Genomic DNA, 17199 nt, shown 5'->3' with positions numbered 1-17199 from the left:
GCATTTTACCGTCCCCGGAACCGCGTGATGCTTGCCAACCTGATTGAATTCGCTACCACCCACTTCATCCTCAGCGGCCTGTTCGTCATCATCCTCTCGCTGCTGATCTTCACTGAGCTGCAAAAGGGTGGTCAGAGCCTGAGCAGTCGCGAAGTCACCGCGCTGATCAACCGCGACGAAGGCGTAGTGATCGACATCCGCAACAAGAAGGACTTCGCCACCGGCCACATCGTCGGCGCGCTGAACATTCCCCTCGACAAGCTGACCTCGCGTATCGCCGAGCTCGAGAAGCACAAGGCCAAGACCCTGATCATCGTCGATGCTCTGGGCCAGCAGGCCGGCACCGCTGCTCGCGACCTGAAAAAGGCCGGTTTCACCGCAGCGCGTCTGGGCGGTGGTATCGCCACCTGGCGCAGCGACAACCTGCCCGTGGTGAAGTGAGATGGCCAAGGTCGTCGTCTATTCCAGCGACTGGTGCCCTTACTGCATCCGCGCCAAGCAGCTGTTGACCAACAAAAGCGTGGCGTTCGACGAGATCCGCGTCGACGGCAAACCGGACCTGCGGGCAGAGATGACCCGCAAGGCCGGTCGCACTTCGGTGCCGCAGATATGGATCGGTGATACCCACGTGGGTGGCTGCGACGACCTGTTTGCCCTGGAACGGGCAGGCAAGCTCGATGCACTGCTCCGTGCCTGATAGACCCAGAACCTTTCTTTAAGTCCATACAGCAGAAGGCTTTGCCCATGACCGAACAAGTTACCGGTGCCGCCCAAGGCGACCAGAATCCTCAGTTCTCCCTGCAGCGCATCTACGTGCGTGACCTGTCCTTCGAAGCGCCGAAGAGCCCTGAGATCTTCCGTCAGGAGTGGACCCCGAGCGTCGCGATGGACCTCAACACCCGCCAGAAAGCCCTGGAAGGCGACTTCCACGAAGTGGTGCTGACGCTGTCGGTGACCGTGAAGAACGGTGAAGAAACCGCCTTCATCGCTGAAGTGCAGCAGGCAGGTATCTTCCTGATCAAGGGTCTGGATGCCGGCTCCATGAGCCACACCCTGGGCGCGTTCTGCCCGAACATTCTGTTCCCGTACGCACGCGAAGCGCTGGACAACCTGGTCGTTCGCGGTTCGTTCCCTGCCCTGATGCTGGCGCCGGTGAACTTCGATGCCCTGTACGCTCAGGAACTGCAGCGCCAGCAAGCGGCCAACTGAGTCATCGGTCCTTGTATGAAAAAACGCCCTTCGGGGCGTTTTTTTATGGCTTACCCAGATATCCGCAAGGCCGTAGCCTGCCGTCGAGCGCAGCGATACCCAGGGATACCGTTACCGGGTTTGGCTGCGCATCCAGCACTGATCTGCCGAGGTCTCTCAGCCCATGCTGAAGCCGTGCTGGCGCCAGGCTTCGTAAACGGCCACCGCCACCGTGTTGGACAGATTGAGGCTGCGGCACCCCTCGCGCATCGGCAGGCGCACACGTTGCTGTTCCGGCAGGGCGTCGCGGACTTCCTGAGGCAGACCGCGGCTTTCCGGGCCGAACAGAAAGGCGTCGCCTGGCTGGTAGCGCACTTCGTGAAATGGCTGCGAGCCCTTGGTGGTGAAGGCGAACACGCGGGGCTGGCCGAGGCTTTCCAGGCAGGCCTCGAGGCTGGCGTGGCGCAGTACGGGGGCGTACTCGTGATAGTCCAGCCCGGCGCGGCGCAGACGCTTGTCATCCAGTTCGAAGCCAAGGGGTTCGATCAGGTGCAGGTGGCAGCCGCTGTTGGCACAGAGCCTGATAATGTTGCCGGTGTTGGGCGGAATTTCCGGTTGAAAAAGGATTACATGAAACATGCACGGCTCCGAGCCAGAAGACGGCAGACATTCTACGCCCGATAAGCCGCCAAGACCGCGTCCGTGGTTGCGTGTGATCGGTTCGTTGGCGATCTTCGGCTTTCTGGTCGGCTTGATGATCGGCCGCCTGTTCCATCCCGATGCGATGCATCTGAAGGACGTGGACGCGGGCGATGAGCGACTGGTGCTGTGGTTCAACGTCGAGCCGCAGGTGCAGGTCAGCGATTTTCAGGGCACGTTCCTGCTGCGCTTCGAGGGGCTGGGCCGCGAGCGGCAGGGCCAACTGCAGATCGCCGGGCGCACGGCCAACTGGCGTGTGGTTCGTGAAGGGAGAGAGCTGGAGGTGCGTGTCCTGGCGGCTCGCCCCTTGCGTGGTGAGTTGACTGCCGAGGAGGTCGATGGTCGCTGGCGCCTGACGGTTCGTCTGGCGCCGCAGTAGCGGATAAAAGAGGGGGACACCCGGCCTGCCTGTACCAAGGCCCCCGAAGAAAATGGGGAGTATCTGATCTGCCTGTATCAGAGTCCCCGAAGAAAGAAGGGAGTTCCCGGCCTGCCTGTACCGAGGCTCCCAAAGAAAGAGGGGAATCCCCGGCCTGCCTGTACCAAGGTCCCCGAAACTGGGTTATCCATACCATTGCAGATGGCGTGCCAGTTTTCGTTTTTCACCTGTAGGCCCCGTGGTTGCTGGCGTGTGGTCGATCAAGGCGGTATCGGCGAGCGTAGAGCCTGGGCGCAGGTGGTGCACGGGTGTGGTTTTCGTGCGCTGATGGCGTGCATTCGCCGTGCTCGCTGCTGGGCAAAAGCGCAAGCGCGCCCGCGAGCACGCTATCGGTTTCGATGAATCAACGGGGCGACCGATTCATGCGGGTGTCGCGAGATCGCGGGCATGGCCCGCTGCCACGCTGGAGCGCCGCTCGGGCTTTTCAGGTGCTCATAAAAAACGCCGCGCCCTGGTCGGGACGCGGCGTTCCTGTCGTTGCGAGCGCGGCTCAGTTGTCGTCGCTGTCGTCTTCTTCGGAGCCGTCCACGTTCATGCCCAGCTCCTTGATCTTGCGGGTCAGGGTGTTGCGGCCCCAGCCGAGCAGGATGGCCGCGTCACGGCGGCGCCCTGCCGTGTGCTTGAGGGCCGTCTCGATCATGATCCGCTCGAACGCCGGTACGGCGCTGTCGAGGAGGTTCGACTGGCCACGGCCCAGGGCCTGATCGGCCCACTGGCGCAGTGCCTGTTCCCAGTTGCTGACCGGTGCATTGTCCTGGGGCTGGACGAGCAACTCCGGCGGCAGGTCGTCGACATGCACTTCACGCCCCGAGGCCATCACCGTGATCCAGCGGCAGGTGTTCTCCAACTGGCGCACGTTGCCCGGCCACGCCAGCTGCTGCAGGTAATCCTCGGTTTCGCTCTTCAGCAGCTTGGGCTCGACCGCGAGCTCCGTGGCGGCACGGCTGAGGAAGTGCCTGGCCAGGGTCGGAATGTCTTCGCGGCGATCGGACAGGCGCGGGATGTGGATGCGGATCACATTGAGGCGGTGGAACAGGTCTTCGCGAAACTTGCCGGCCGTGACCAGGCTTTCCAGATTCTGGTGGGTAGCGGCGATGATGCGTACATCCACCTTGACCGGCGTGTGCCCGCCGACCCGGTAGAACTCGCCATCGGCCAGCACGCGCAACAGGCGGGTCTGGGTGTCGGCCGGCATGTCGCCGATCTCATCGAGAAACAGGGTGCCACCATCGGCCTGCTCGAAGCGCCCGCGCCGCTGGTTGGCCGCGCCGGTGAAGGCGCCTTTTTCATGGCCGAAGAGCTCGGACTCCATCAGGTCCTTGGGGATCGCCGCCATGTTGAGGGCAATGAACGGCGATGCTGCCCGCGGGCTGTGACGGTGCAGGGCATGAGCGACGAGCTCCTTGCCGGTACCGGACTCGCCATTGATCAGTACGGTGATATTGGAGTGCGACAGCCGGCCGATGGCCCGGAATACCTCCTGCATCGCCGGCGCTTCACCGATGATTTCCGGGGTGCGCGCTTGTACGACCGGCACGTGAAGGCCCTGCTGCTCCTGGGCATGCTGATTGGCACGCTTGACCAGCGATACCGCTTCGTCGACATCGAAGGGTTTGGGCAGGTACTCGAAGGCGCCGCCCTGATAGGACGCTACGGCGCTGTCCAGATCCGAATGGGCGGTCATGATGATCACCGGCAGGCGCGGGTGCATCTCGCGGATTCTGGCCAGCAGCTCCAGGCCGCTGGAGCCAGGCATGCGAATGTCGGAGATGATCACGTCCGGCTGCTGACGGGTCAGGCGACCGAGCACGCCATCGGCGCTGTCGAAGCTCTGGGTGCTCATGCCCTCCTGCTGCAGGGCCTTTTCCAGGACCCAGCGGATGGAGCGGTCGTCGTCAACGATCCATACGGTTTCACTGCGGCTCATGTCGGAGTTGCTCCTTGTTCCAGCGGCAGAAAGATCGAGAACACGGTGTTGCCAGGATGGCTCTCGCATTCGATCAGGCCTTGATGCTGACTGATGATGTTCTGGGTAATCGCCAGGCCCAGCCCGGTGCCGTCGGCACGCCCGCTGACCATGGGATAGAAGATGGTTTCCTGCAGTTCAGGCGCGATACCCGGACCGTTGTCGATGATTTCGATCTTGGTCACCAGGCGATGGCGAATGTAGCCAATGGTGAACTGCCGCAAGGTGCGCGTGCGCAGGGTGATGCGCCCAGGGCGCAGGTCGGGCTTGGAGCCTATCGCCTGCATGGCATTGCGCACGATGTTGAGTACGGCCTGGATCATCTGTTCGCGGTCGATGATCAGGTCCGGGATGCTCGGGTCATAGTCGCGCACCAGCACGATGCTGCCCTGGCTCTCGGCTTCGACCAAGCTGGCGACGCGTTCCAGTACTTCGTGCACATTGGTGACCGCCAGCGATGGCAGCTTGTTGGAGCCGAGCATGCGATCGACCAGATTGCGCAGGCGGTCCGACTCTTCGATGATGACGTTGGTGTAATCCTTGAGGCTTTCCTCCGGCAGCTCGCGGGCCAGCAACTGGGCCGCGCCGCGAATGCCGCCCAGCGGGTTCTTGATTTCGTGGGCCAGGCCGCGGACCAGCAGTTTGGTGGTCTCCTGCTTGGAGAGCTGGGCTTCTTCCTTGGTGATGCGCAGCAGGCGATCACGAGGATGCACCTCGAGCAGCAGCATGGTTTCGCCGCGGCTGAGTACGGGCGTGACGGCGTAGTCGACGGTCAGGCTCTGGCCGGTCTGGGTGGTCAGCACGGCCTCGCGTTTGTTGAACGGATGCGCCTCGGCGACCGCCTGGCGCAGAGCGCCCAGGGCTTCCCGGGTTTCGGTGAACAGTTCGCTGATGAACTGGCCGTGGCTGCGTTGACCGCTGACGGCCAGAAGCATTTCGGCGGCAGGGTTCATGTATTCCAGGCGCAGGTCGGCATTGAGCAGCAGCGTGGCTGTGGTCAGGTTGTCGAGCAGCAGGCGGTGCAGGGCTTCATTGATGATCATCGGGCAAGCTCCAGGGGCTTGCCCGCAGTGCATCCGCCAGCAGGGGATGTCTGGACAAGGCGATGGCCGTTGTCTGGCAACGTGGCGCAGCTTGGCGTGTCTCGTTGCGGGTGTGGGCCAGCCAAAATTCGTTCCTCGTGCGGTTTGCTGCAGAAGGGCCGGAGGGTATGGCGGTCGAGGCGCACCTCGGGCCATCCGGCAGTGCGGGAGAAAATGCAAGAAGCAAACCAAAGCCCTCTAAAGACGCGCGCAAAGGCGCAATGGGCCGGATTTGGCAACTTTTCGGCGCAACGATGAAAATCGTCGTGTGCCAATTTGGGACGAGTATAGAAATAGGTGCGTTGATGCGCACCTTATTGGTGCGAAGTGATTTGAGGCGGAGTGTCTTGCGGCGCCGGTCGTGTCGCCGCGGCGGGTATTACAGGAAAGGCAGGATGCTGATGATGCCCTTGTCTTCCTCTTTCGGCTTGTCCTTGAGCGGGCATTCCGGACGCACGCCGTAGTCGGTTTTCTCGCAGGGGCGAACCTTGCGCTTCTGGGCCAGGGTTACCCGCTTCATGTGGAAAGGCTGGCTGGGCGTGCGCTCGACGATGATGCCGCCCTCGGTGATGATTTCCACGGCGATCTGGTGAGTGCCTCGGTCGACGTTCTCGAGGGGGAATACCGGACTACGCCCGGCGCTGCCGACCGGTTGGCCGTCCAGTAGCAGGCGATAGCTATGGCCCGGGTGCAGAGCTGGGTCGCTGTTGACGGTGACGATCAGGTTGCCGGCGTTGTCGTTGATGGTCGCGTCCGGTTGCGGAATGGTGATTCTCAGTAGCTCGTAGCCAAGCACCGGCTGGGGTGCGACTGGTGCGGTAGGGGGCGTGCTGCGCGGTTGCGCAGGCTCGATGCGGTTGGATGGTGCCATCTGCACCTGCTGGGCGTTGCCGTCTCGCGGTTTATCGGTGAACACGCGATTACCCTCTGCATCCACATAGGTATAAACCTGGGCGAGGCAGGGCAGGGCGATCAGCAAAAGGCCGAAAAGCAGGGCGCGCATGGTGATCACTTACCTCGGGCCGGGCTGTTGGTGCTGGTGCGTTGCACCGTGAAGGTGCGCGTTTCGCTCTGCTGGACGATCTGCTCGCCCTGCATGACGGCAACCGCCAGGCTGTGCTCGCCACGGTCAATCTGATTCACCTGCAGGCGCGGCACGTTACTGGGCGAGCCATAGGGTTTTCCATCCAGTATCAGGCGCAGGCTGTGGCCGGGACCCAGGCGGGGCTCGATGGTGACGCCTACCGAGAAGGTGCCGTTGTTGGCGCGTAGCGCTTCGTCACTGGGCAGGTCGCGCAGCGCCAGTATCTGATAAGGGTTCTGAGGCATCTCGCTCAGTCGGGGCGTGGCCGGCTGCGCGGGCGCGGCCGCCGGCTCCGTGGTATTGATCGGCTTCAGCTCGACACTCTCGGCCTTGGTGCCCTCGGGGGGCTGATTGGTGAACACCGTGTTGCCGTTGGCATCGGTGTACTTGTAGATCTGTGCGCTGACCGGCAGGGCCAGTATCAGCAACAGGCAAGCGAGCGTGCGGCGCATGGGGCCGGTCTCCGATCTGGATGATGTGAGTAGCCTTGCACCGCGGCGGCGCGCTGGCAAGCGTGCGACGCCAAGGATTTGCACTGCGCCCATGAAATGGCAGGCATAAAAAAACCTCCCCGGCAGAGCTGGGGAGGTTTCTGTCACGCCGCTATGTGCAGCGAGGCTGGTTTAGACGCTGTAGTACAGGTCGTATTCCAGCGGGTGCACGAAAGTGCGCACCTTGATTTCTTCTTCCGATTTCAGCTCGATGTAGGCATCGATGAAGTCGTCGGAGAACACGCCGCCCTTGGTCAGGAATGCGCGGCCCTTGTCCAGCTCTTCCAGGGCTTCTTTCAGGCTGCCGCAAACCTGCGGGATCAGCTTGCCTTCTTCCGGCGGCAGGTCGTACAGGTTCTTGTCCGCAGCGTCGCCAGGGTGGATCTTGTTCTGGATGCCGTCCAGGCCGGCCATCAGCAGTGCTGCGAAGGCCAGGTAGGGGTTGGCAGCCGGATCCGGGAAGCGCGCTTCGATGCGGCGGGCTTTCGGGCTGGAAACGTATGGGATACGGATCGAGGCGGAACGGTTGCGAGCCGAGTAGGCCAGCATGACCGGCGCTTCGAAGCCTGGAACCAGACGCTTGTAGGAGTTGGTCGACGGGTTGGTGAAGCCGTTCAGGGCCTTACCGTGCTTGATGATGCCGCCGATGAAGTACAGCGCGGTTTCCGACAGGCCGGCATAGCCTTCACCGGCGAAGGTGTTCTTGCCGTCTTTGGAGACCGAGATGTGTACGTGCATGCCCGAACCGTTGTCGCCGTACAGCGGCTTCGGCATGAAGGTGGCGGTTTTGCCGTAGGCATCGGCCACGTTGTGCACGCAGTACTTCAGGGTCTGGGTTTCGTCGGCCTTGGCCACCAGGGTGTTGAACTTCACGCCGATTTCGTTCTGACCGGCAGTCGCCACTTCGTGGTGGTGAACTTCGATGACCAGGCCCATTTCTTCCATGGCATTACACATGGCAGTACGGATTTCGTGGTCGTGGTCGCACGGCGGAACCGGGAAATAACCGCCTTTGACGGCTGGGCGGTGGCCCTTGTTGCCGCCTTCGATGTCGGCGTCGGTGTTCCAGGAACCCTGTTCGGAGTAGATCTTGAACATGGAGCCGGAGATGTCGGACTTGAACTTCACTTCGTCGAAGATGAAGAACTCTGGCTCCGGGCCTACGAATACGGTGTCACCGATACCGGTGGTTTTCAGGTATTCCTCGGCGCGACGAGCGATGGAGCGCGGGTCACGATCGTAGCCTTGCATGGTGCTCGGCTCGATGATGTCGCAGACCAGGATCAGGGTCGGCTCTTCGGTGAACGGGTCGAGAACGGCAGTGCTGTCATCCGGCAGCAGGATCATGTCGGAGGCTTCGATGCCTTTCCAGCCATGGATGGAGGAACCGTCGAACATCTTGCCGACTTCGAAGAATTCGTCGTCCAGGGCATCACGGGCCGGCATGGTCACGTGGTGCTGCTTGCCCTTGGTGTCGGTGAAGCGCAGGTCAACCCACTTCACGTCGTGTTCTTTGATCAGTTGAACAGCCTTAGACATGTTGTCCTCCAGGTGGATAGGGTCTTCTATTGACCCTTCTTTGAGTTCGTGACGCCGGGCAAGATGGTCTGCCAGGACACCCTGCCTCACAAGGGAGCAATTTGCATGCCAGTGCCCCGTGATGGGCTCATGCCCTGAAAACCAGCGCTGGCGCGGGTATCCTCTCATCAACGCGCATCGGCGTGGCTCCTTATTGGTGCGAATATTTAACATCGTGCTCGATATTGGTGCGATGGCGGAATGTTTGAGGATTTTTGGTCAAAGCTTGAGCAATTTCCGCTATAATCCGCGCCCCTGTTTTTCAGGCCCTGGTGCCCGACATTTGCTCCCATGAAACTGATCGTCAAAGTCTTTCCGGAAATCACCATCAAGAGCCCGCCGGTTCGCAAGAACTTCATCCGGCAGTTGGCCAAGAACATCCGTGCAGTCACGCGTGATCTCGATCCGCAACTGCAGGTGACCGGTGTCTGGGACAATCTGGAAGTGAAGACCGAGGTCACCGAGGCCAGGCTTCTGCACGAGCTCGTGGAGCGCCTTAGCTGCGTGCCGGGCATCGTGCATTTTCTGCAGATCGACGAATACCCGTTGGGCGACTTCGACGATATCGTCGAAAAGTGCAAGCTTCATTACGGCGACCTGCTGCCGGGCAAGATCTTTTCAGTGCGCTGCAAGCGCGGTGGCCGGCATTCTTTCTCCTCCATCGATGTCGAGCGTCATGTCGGCAGCCAGTTGCGCCAGCAATGCGGCGCTGCAGGTATCGACCTGAAGAAGCCCGAGATCGAGGTGCGCATCGAGATCCGCGATCAGCGCCTGTTCGTCATTCATCACCAGCATCCGGGCATGGGCGGTTATCCGCTGGGCTCGCTGGAGCAGACTCTGGTGCTGATGTCCGGTGGTTTCGACTCTACCGTCGCCGCTTACCAGATCATGCGCCGCGGCCTGATGACCCATTTCTGTTTCTTCAATCTCGGTGGTCGTGCCCACGAACTGGGCGTGATGGAAGTCGCCCATTATCTGTGGCAGAAGTACGGTCGCTCGCAGCGCGTGCTGTTCATCAGCGTGCCGTTCGAGGAAGTGCTCGGCGAGATTCTCGGCAAGGTCGACAACAGCTACATGGGCGTGACCCTCAAGCGTATGATGCTGCGCGTCGCCAGCCGTCTGGCCGATCGCCTGCAGATCGATGCGCTGGTCACCGGTGAAGCGATCAGCCAGGTATCCAGCCAGACCCTGCCGAACCTCTCGGTGATCGATTCGGTCACCGACAAGCTGGTACTGCGCCCGCTGATCACCAGCCATAAACAGGACATCATCGATACCGCCGAGGCTATCGGCACCGCCGAGTTCGCCCGGCACATGCCAGAATACTGCGGCGTGATTTCGGTGAACCCGACCACCAAAGCCAAGCCCAATCGCGTCGTTTATGAAGAAGAGCAGTTCGACATGGCCGTGCTCGAGCGCGCCCTCGAGCGGGCACGCCTGATCGCTATCGATCGGGTGATCGAAGAGCTGGGCCAGGACGTGCAGGTCGAGGAAGTCGCCGAGGCGTTGCCGGGCCACGTGGTGATCGATATTCGTCACCCCGATCAGGTCGAGGACGAGCCGCTCGAGCTCGCCGGTATCGACCTGCAGGCCATGCCGTTCTATGCCATCAACAACCGTTTCAAGGAACTGGATGCTAGCCGCCAGTACCTCCTGTATTGCGACCGAGGGGTGATGAGTCGCCTGCATGCCCACCACCTGCTGAGCGAGGGACATGCCAATGTGCGCGTTTATCGTCCGGCATAAGACGCCCGGGCTCAATGGCGGCAGCATCCGCCATCGCCCTCCCGACCCGATTGGCGACGAGTTTGTCGCCACACATCGTTAACAGACTGCCTTTATCCTTAATCCCGATTTTTCGCGTTGGGCCGCTGAATGCAACTGCTGGGTAGCCCGACCCAACCTACGAGACCACTACTGTGATCGAGAATCTACGCAACATCGCCATCATCGCCCACGTTGACCATGGTAAGACCACCCTGGTTGACGCCCTGCTGCGTCAGTCCGGCACCCTGGAGCGCAGCGAGCTCAACGACGAGCGCGTGATGGACAGCAACGACCAGGAGAAAGAGCGCGGCATTACCATTCTGGCCAAGAACACCGCCATCAAGTGGAACAACTACCGCATCAACATCGTCGACACCCCCGGCCACGCCGACTTCGGCGGTGAAGTAGAGCGCGTGATGTCGATGGTCGACTCCGTGCTGCTGGTCGTTGACGCCCAGGACGGCCCGATGCCGCAAACCCGTTTCGTGACCAAGAAGGCCTTCGAAGCCGGCCTGCGTCCGATCGTGGTGATCAACAAGATCGACCGTCCGGGCGCGCGTCCGGATTGGGTCATGGACCAGATCTTCGACCTGTTCGACAACCTCGGTGCCACCGAAGAACAGCTGGACTTCCAGGTTGTCTACGCCTCGGCCCTGAACGGCATCGCCGGTCTGGATCACACCGACATGGCTGAAGACCTGGCCCCGCTGTACCAGGCCATCGTCGACCACGTTCCCGCGCCGAACGTCGACATCGACGGTCCGTTCCAGATGCAGATCTCGGCACTGGACTACAACAGCTTCCTGGGCATCATCGGTGTTGGCCGTATCGCCCGTGGTCGCGTCAAGCCGAACACTCCGGTTACCGCCATCGACGTCAACGGCAAGAAGCGTAATGGCCGTATCCTCAAGCTGATGGGCCACCACGGTCTGCACCGTGTGGACGTCGAAGAAGCCACCGCTGGCGACATCGTCTGCGTCAGCGGCATGGACGAGCTGTTCATCTCCGACACCCTGTGCGACCAGAACAACGTCGAAGCGATGACCCCGCTGACCGTCGACGAACCGACCGTATCCATGACCTTCCAGGTCAACGATTCGCCGTTCTGCGGCAAGGAAGGCAAGTTCGTCACCAGCCGTAACATCAAGGAGCGCCTGGACAAGGAGCTGCTGTACAACGTTGCCCTGCGTGTTGAAGAAGGTGACTCGGCCGACAAGTTCAAGGTCTCCGGCCGTGGTGAACTGCACCTGTCGGTACTGATCGAGAACATGCGCCGCGAAGGCTTCGAAATGGGCGTTGGTCGTCCGGAAGTGATCATCCGTGAAGTCGACGGTGCCAAGCACGAGCCGTACGAAAACGTCACCATCGACATCCCGGAAGAATCCCAGGGCAAGGTCATGGAAGAAATGGGTCTGCGTAAAGGCGACCTGAGCAACATGGTGCCGGATGGCAAAGGTCGCGTACGTCTGGAATACAACATCCCGGCGCGTGGTCTGATCGGCTTCCGTAACGCCTTCCTGACCCTGACCAACGGTGCAGGCATCCTGACCTCGATCTTCGACCGTTACGACGTGATGAAGTCGGGCCACATGTCCGGCCGTCAGAACGGCGTACTGGTGTCGATCGATACCGGCAAGGCGCTGACCTACTCCCTGGAAACCCTGCAGGCGCGCGGCAAGCTGTTCGTCGAGCACGGCCAGGAGATCTACAACGGTCAGATCATCGGTCTGAACAGCCGCGACAACGACCTGGGCGTCAACCCAACCAAAGGCAAGAAGCTCGACAACATGCGTGCTTCGGGTAAGGACGAAACCATCGCTCTGGTTCCGCCGGTCCGCTTCACGCTGGAGCAGGCTCTGGAATTCATCCAGGACGACGAGCTGTGCGAAGTGACGCCGAAGTCGATCCGTCTTCGCAAGAAGATCCTCGACGAAGGCGAGCGCACCCGCGCTGCCAAGAAAGCCAAGAACTGATCCGGTTCTAGCTGACTAGAGAGCCCCCGCCGGCGTGAGCCTGCGGGGGCTTTTTTGTGGGCGTTGATCGCGCTGACAACGGCAAGCGCACCCGGAAATCTTGCCCGCTGCCATGACAAGTCACCTTTCACGTTGTCAGTATCGGTGCGAAAAATTGCCGGGTTTTGCCGTTCCATTGCCGTCGTCCACAATTGTGAGCGACGCCATCATCTGAACGTGTGAAGCCCATATACTGCGGGGTCTGTCAGGCCTGCGCCCGGCATGGATGGTTTTCTCTTCAAGGATGCGAGTGCATGCAGTGGATTTTCATGCTGGTCGGACTGGTGCTCGGCGCGCTGTTGCTGGGCGCGACGAATGGCGAAGCGATGGCCGGGGCGGCGCTGGGTGCCCTGCTTGGGCTGGCGGCAGGGCAGGCGCTCGCGCTGCATGCGCTGAAGCTTCAGCATGAGGCGCTGCGTAAATCTCTGGCGGAGCTGATTGCCCGCTTCAACCATGGCACCGGCGACCTGCACGAGCGCCTCCTGCGCCTGGAGCAGGGCGCTGCGCAGCCGCGCACCGATACGCTGCCCGAACAGCCCGACGTAGCGCCAGTCCGGACTCCTGTGGAGTCTGCCGCTGCGGCGCCTGTCGCGCCGACCGTCGAGCGTGACTGGGAACTCGACCTGGTACTGCATGCTGCCAAGCCGGCTGCACCACCTGCACAGGTGAGCCCGCAGCCCACCTTGGAGCTACTTGTCGCGACGCCTCTACCGGCTGCCGGGCAGGGCGCCGAGCCGCCGGCGCCGACCTGGCTCGAACGTGGCATCACTGCGGCGCGAGACTGGCTGCTCGGCGGCAACACCGTATTGCGCGTGGGGCTGGTGCTGCTGTTCCTGGGCCTGGCTTTCCTGCTGCGCTACGCCTCGGAGCGGGTGGTGGTGGCCATCGAGTTGCGCTACGCAGCAGTGGCGCTGGCGGCGATCGCGCTGCTGGCACTGGGCTGGTGGTTGCGTCAGCGGCGACCTGCCTATGCCTTGCTGATGCAGGGCGGGGGGATCGCCGTGTTGTACCTGACGGTATTCGCGGCCATGCGTTTGCATCCTCTGCTTTCCCCGCAGGTGGCCATGGTGCTGCTGGTGGTGGTGACCCTCTGCTCGGCCGTGCTGGCCATCCTGCAGGACGCCCGTGGCCTGGCCGCGGCGGCGGCGCTGGGCGGTTTCGCCGCACCGATCCTGGCCTCCAGTGGTGGTGGTAGTCACGTCGCCCTGTTCAGCTATTTCGCCCTGCTCAACGCCGGGATCTTCGCCATCGCCTGGTTCAAGGCCTGGCGCGAGCTCAATCTGATCGGTTTCGTCGGCACCTTCGGTATCGGCCTGGCCTGGGGCCTGCGCTCCTACACCACGGACCTGTGGCCCAGCACCCAGGCGTTCCTGCTGCTGTTCTTCCTGATGTACGTCGCCATCGGCCTGCTGTTCGCCCGGCGGCGCCTGATCGAGGCACCGACCGAGCCGGAAAACGACTCCCGCGAGGCGCTGCTCAAGTGGTCGGCGCGTCAGGCCGGTTACGTCGATGGCAGCGTGCTGTTCGGTACGCCGCTGGTGGGCTTCGGTCTGCAATACGCGGTGGTTCAGCACCTGCCTTTCGGTCCTGCTTTCAGCGCCCTGGCCATGGGCCTGCTGTACATGCTGCTGGCCCGGGTACTGGTTGCGCGTGCGCCAGGGCGTGCCGTGCTGTTGATGGAAACCTGCCTGGCGCTGGGCGTGATCTTCGCCACCCTGGCCATTCCACTGGGTCTGGATGCGCGCTGGACGTCCGCGGCCTGGGCGGTCGAGGGTGCTGGCCTGTACTGGCTGGCAGTGCGTCAGCAACGGCTGTTCGCGCGTCTGTTCGCCCTGCTGCTGCAGGTGGGCGCTGCAGTGGCGTACCTGTGGGGCCTGCGCTTCGGCGATGAGACCTTGCTCGAAGGCTCGGCGCTTGGCGCGCTGATGCTCGGTGTGGCCCTGCTGTTCAGCTTCCTGCAGGTGCGTGGTGCAGGCGATCGGCTGGCGGATCGCGAGCGTCAGCTGCAACCGGTGCTGGCCTGCGTCGGTCTGGCATTTCTCTACCTGATGGGGCCTCTGTGCTTCGGCCCCTACGGCACTGCCGCCGCCTGGGCCGTGGCGGGCGTGGCGACGCTGCTCGCCGGGCTGTATCTGGGGGCGCGCAGCGTGCTGATCAGTGCCTTCGTCGTGCAGGTGCTTGGTGGGATGATCTACCTGACCTTCAGTGACGGCCTCGGTCAGAGCGTGGTCGCCGAGGCCCTGCGACCGCTGGCCCACCTGACGTTCTGGGCGCCTGCGCTGCTGGCCTTGGCGGGCCTGTTCTGCGCCTGGCGCCTGCACCTCGCGGCGCGTGTGACCCGCTCCGATCTTCTGCCGCTGGACTTGCAGGAGTTGTCGCATGTGGCGTTGTTCTGGTGCGCGGCCTGGTGGTCAATGGCCGCGCTGAGCGAAATTTCGCGTTTCGTGCCGGACGACCTGCAGGGGCACGGATTCCTGCTGGTTGCCGTGGTCAGCCTGGCCGTTACCACCCTGTTCGCCGTGCGTCAGCGCTGGCCAGCACTGGCGGTGTTCAGCCTGGCGCTGGTGCCGTTGGGATTCGGTGCCGTGCTGCTCACCTGGCACCTTGGCTATCACCCGCTGGCGGCGCTCGGCTGGCTTGCCTGGCCAGCGCTGTTCGCCCTGCATTTCCTGATGCTGCGCCGCGTTCAGGGGCTGGCTCCGGAGGCATTGATCCGGATCGGCCACGTGCTCGGTTGCTGGTTGTTGCTGGGCATACTGGCGCTGGAACTGCGCTTCCTGTTCTCTGCCCTGGCCGAACACTACAACGCCTGGCGCTGGCTGGGCTGGGTACTGGTGCCCTGTGCCTTCCTGATGCTGATGAGCCTGCGCCGCGCGTTGCCCTGGCCGGTAGCGGCTTATCCACAGGAGTACCGCAGCTATGCGGCCACGCCGGTGGCAGTCCTTCTGCTGGGCTGGTTCTGGCTGGTCAATCTGCTCAGTGACGGTTCTGCGGAGCCGCTGCGCTACGTGCCGCTGCTCAACCCCCTGGAAATGGGCATGCTGTTCGTGCTCTTCGCCGTACAGCGTTGGGCCCGGGACGGGTTGGCCGCGTTGCCTGTCGACTCGCGGCAGATGCAATTGGCGGCCCAGGCGGTGATCGGCGCCTCGTTGTTCGCGCTGTTGACCATGATGGTCTGTCGCACCGCATTCCATTGGGGGCAGGTGCCGTTCCAGATGGATGCCTTGATCGATTCGCGCCTGGTGCAGGCCGGCCTGTCCATCGTCTGGACACTGATCGCCCTGAGCCTGACCATTTTCGGACACCTGCGCGCTCGTCGTGATCTGTGGATGACGGGCGCGGCGCTGATCGCGGTGGTGGTCGTGAAGCTGTTCTTCGTCGATCTGGGCAACAGCGGCAGCCTGGAACGGATCATCTCCTTCATCGGCGTCGGCGTACTGTTGTTGGTGGTAGGCTATTTCGCCCCGCTGCCGCCCCGCCAGCAGCGTGCAGCGGAGGTGTCGGCATGAGCCTGCGTCGCGCAGTTGCGCTGCTCGCGCTGAGCCTGAGCCTGGCTGCAGTGGCCGCCGAGGTCAGAGAAACCCCCGGCGATTATGCCGTGACCGTGCCGCTTACCCTGAGCGGAGAGGGGCCCTGGTATCGGGTGCAGTTGCCGATGGAGGCTCATTTCGCCGCCAGGTATGCCGACTTTCGCGACCTGCGCGTGTTCAATGGCGCAGGTGAGCGTCTGGCCTACAGCCTGATTCCCGGTGCGCAGCGCTTCGCCGAGAGCCAGCAGCGTGCCGATCTGCGCCTGTTTCCGCTGCATGGTCCGGCGGGGCGCCGCGACGCCGTGCCGACGTTGCGCGTGCAGCGTGGCGATGATGGCTCGATCATCGAGCTCAACGCGGGCGCCGAGTCCTCTGCCACTGCCGAGGTATTGCGAGGCTGGTTGCTGGATGCCAGTGCCACGGACTTTCCGCTGCAGCGCCTGCATCTGCAGTGGAGTGCCGAGAGCGAAGGTTTTCAGCGCTTCAGCATCGAGGCCAGCGATGATCTGGACCACTGGCGGCCACTGGGAGAGGGGCAGATCGCCCAGCTGAGTTTCAATGGCGAACGCATCGACAAGAGCGAAGTGGAATTGCCGCCCACCCGGGCGCGCTACCTGCGCCTGCTCTGGCTGGCGCCGGAGCAGGCGGTGAGCCTCGGCGCTGCCAGCGTCAGCGGCACGCGCAGCACTGCCGAACCGGCAACGCTGATCTGGTCCGCAGCGCTGCAAGGTCAGGCGGGTGAGCAGGGCGTTACCTGGACATTGCCGCTGGCCTTGCCCCTCGAGCGTCTGCGTATCGAGGTCGAGCAGGCCAAAAGCCTGGCTCCGGTGTCGCTGCAGGGGCGCAGGGACAGCGCTGCGCCATGGACGCCGCTGGCACGCTCGGTTCTTTACCGTTTGCCCATCGATGGCCACGAGGTGGTGCAGGATCAGGTCGAGTTGCCGCAATTGCCGGTCAGCCAATTGCGCTTGCAGGTCGACAGCCGCGGCGGTGGCCTGGGGCAAAGCGAGCCGCGTCTGAGCGTGGCCATGCGCGCTACCGAGCTGCTGTTTCTGGCCCGTGGCAATCCACCCTATCAGTTGGCCCTTGGTCAGGTGGATGCCCAGGCTGGCAGCCTGCCGGTCACCACCCTGGTACCCGGTTTCGACTCGCAGCGCCTGGAGGGCATGGGCCAGGCCACCATCAGCGGCGCGATCGCGGACGTCGAGGTAGCGCCCGCGGCCGCCCCGGCGAAGCCAGGGGTCGACTGGAAGCGCATCGGCCTGTGGGCTGTGTTGCTGGTTGGCGTCGGCGTGCTGGTGCTGATGGCGTCCAGCCTGTTGCGCGCGTCCGCAAAGCGCTCATGACCGGCATACCAGGAGCG

Annotated in this window: 14 protein-coding genes; 8 read left to right on the top strand and 6 right to left on the bottom strand. The window is 62.9% G+C overall.

Going from position 1 to position 17199, the window contains the following annotated elements; all coding sequences use genetic code 11:
- The first annotated feature begins 27 nt into the window (after positions 1-27).
- From FHR27_RS17875 to secB, 3 genes are read left to right on the top strand one after another with little or no spacing between them, the layout of a single operon-like run.
- Entirely contained in the window at positions 28-441 is a 414-nt protein-coding gene (locus tag FHR27_RS17875; protein WP_042555452.1) for a rhodanese-like domain-containing protein, read from the top strand.
- A gap of 1 nt (position 442) precedes the next feature.
- Positions 443-697, top strand: coding sequence for a glutaredoxin 3 (grxC, locus tag FHR27_RS17870; RefSeq protein ID WP_042555451.1), 255 nt, complete (start codon positions 443-445; stop codon positions 695-697).
- Between the two features lie 47 nt (positions 698-744).
- A complete protein-coding gene (gene secB / locus FHR27_RS17865) occupies positions 745-1209 on the top strand; it encodes a protein-export chaperone SecB (RefSeq protein ID WP_042555450.1) in 465 nt (154 codons plus the stop codon).
- A gap of 156 nt (positions 1210-1365) precedes the next feature.
- Here secB and trmL read toward each other — a convergent pair whose 3' ends face one another.
- Complete coding sequence (gene trmL / locus FHR27_RS17860) at positions 1366-1827, bottom strand: tRNA (uridine(34)/cytosine(34)/5-carboxymethylaminomethyluridine(34)-2'-O)-methyltransferase TrmL (RefSeq protein ID WP_179539188.1); 462 nt, start codon at positions 1825-1827, stop codon at positions 1366-1368.
- A 73-nt stretch (positions 1828-1900) separates the two neighbouring features.
- Between trmL and FHR27_RS17855 the strand changes: the two genes are divergently transcribed.
- A complete protein-coding gene (locus tag FHR27_RS17855) occupies positions 1901-2266 on the top strand; it encodes a hypothetical protein (RefSeq protein ID WP_264650063.1) in 366 nt (121 codons plus the stop codon).
- 550 nt (positions 2267-2816) lie between these two features.
- Here FHR27_RS17855 and ntrC read toward each other — a convergent pair.
- From ntrC to glnA, 5 genes are all read right to left on the bottom strand, one after another.
- Positions 2817-4253: a nitrogen regulation protein NR(I) gene (gene ntrC, locus FHR27_RS17850; protein WP_042554273.1), complete on the bottom strand. Its 1437-nt coding sequence runs from the start codon at positions 4251-4253 to the stop codon at positions 2817-2819.
- Positions 4250-5335, bottom strand: a complete 1086-nt coding sequence (gene glnL, locus FHR27_RS17845) for a nitrogen regulation protein NR(II) (RefSeq protein WP_042554274.1) — start codon at positions 5333-5335, stop codon at positions 4250-4252. Before glnL ends, ntrC begins: the two co-directional genes overlap by 4 nt.
- A 418-nt stretch (positions 5336-5753) precedes the next feature.
- Positions 5754-6377: a DUF4124 domain-containing protein gene (locus FHR27_RS17840; RefSeq protein WP_179539186.1), complete on the bottom strand. Its 624-nt coding sequence runs from the start codon at positions 6375-6377 to the stop codon at positions 5754-5756.
- Positions 6378-6382: 5 nt separating this feature from the next.
- On the bottom strand, positions 6383-6910 hold the full coding sequence (locus tag FHR27_RS17835) for a DUF4124 domain-containing protein (RefSeq protein WP_179539185.1): 528 nt from the start codon (positions 6908-6910) through the stop codon (positions 6383-6385).
- 171 nt (positions 6911-7081) lie between these two features.
- Complete coding sequence (glnA, locus tag FHR27_RS17830) at positions 7082-8488, bottom strand: glutamate--ammonia ligase (RefSeq protein WP_042554276.1); 1407 nt, start codon at positions 8486-8488, stop codon at positions 7082-7084.
- Positions 8489-8818: 330 nt separating this feature from the next.
- Here glnA and thiI point away from each other — a divergent pair, with 330 nt between their 5' ends.
- From thiI to FHR27_RS17810, 4 genes are all read left to right on the top strand, one after another.
- A complete protein-coding gene (thiI, locus tag FHR27_RS17825) occupies positions 8819-10273 on the top strand; it encodes a tRNA uracil 4-sulfurtransferase ThiI (protein WP_042554277.1) in 1455 nt (484 codons plus the stop codon).
- Between the two features lie 173 nt (positions 10274-10446).
- A complete protein-coding gene (gene typA / locus FHR27_RS17820) occupies positions 10447-12267 on the top strand; it encodes a translational GTPase TypA (RefSeq protein ID WP_042554278.1) in 1821 nt (606 codons plus the stop codon).
- A gap of 293 nt (positions 12268-12560) precedes the next feature.
- Positions 12561-15815 (top strand): DUF2339 domain-containing protein, encoded by a 3255-nt coding sequence (locus FHR27_RS17815; RefSeq protein ID WP_179539184.1) that lies wholly within the window; start codon positions 12561-12563, stop codon positions 15813-15815.
- Positions 15812-17182 (top strand): DUF3999 domain-containing protein, encoded by a 1371-nt coding sequence (locus tag FHR27_RS17810; RefSeq protein ID WP_179539183.1) that lies wholly within the window; start codon positions 15812-15814, stop codon positions 17180-17182. Before FHR27_RS17815 ends, FHR27_RS17810 begins: the two co-directional genes overlap by 4 nt.
- Positions 17183-17199: the final 17 nt, after the last annotated feature.

Source organism: Pseudomonas flavescens (assembly GCF_013408425.1).
GTDB lineage: Bacteria > Pseudomonadota > Gammaproteobacteria > Pseudomonadales > Pseudomonadaceae > Aquipseudomonas > Aquipseudomonas fulva_A.
This window is presented reverse-complemented; position numbering and strand designations above follow the sequence as displayed.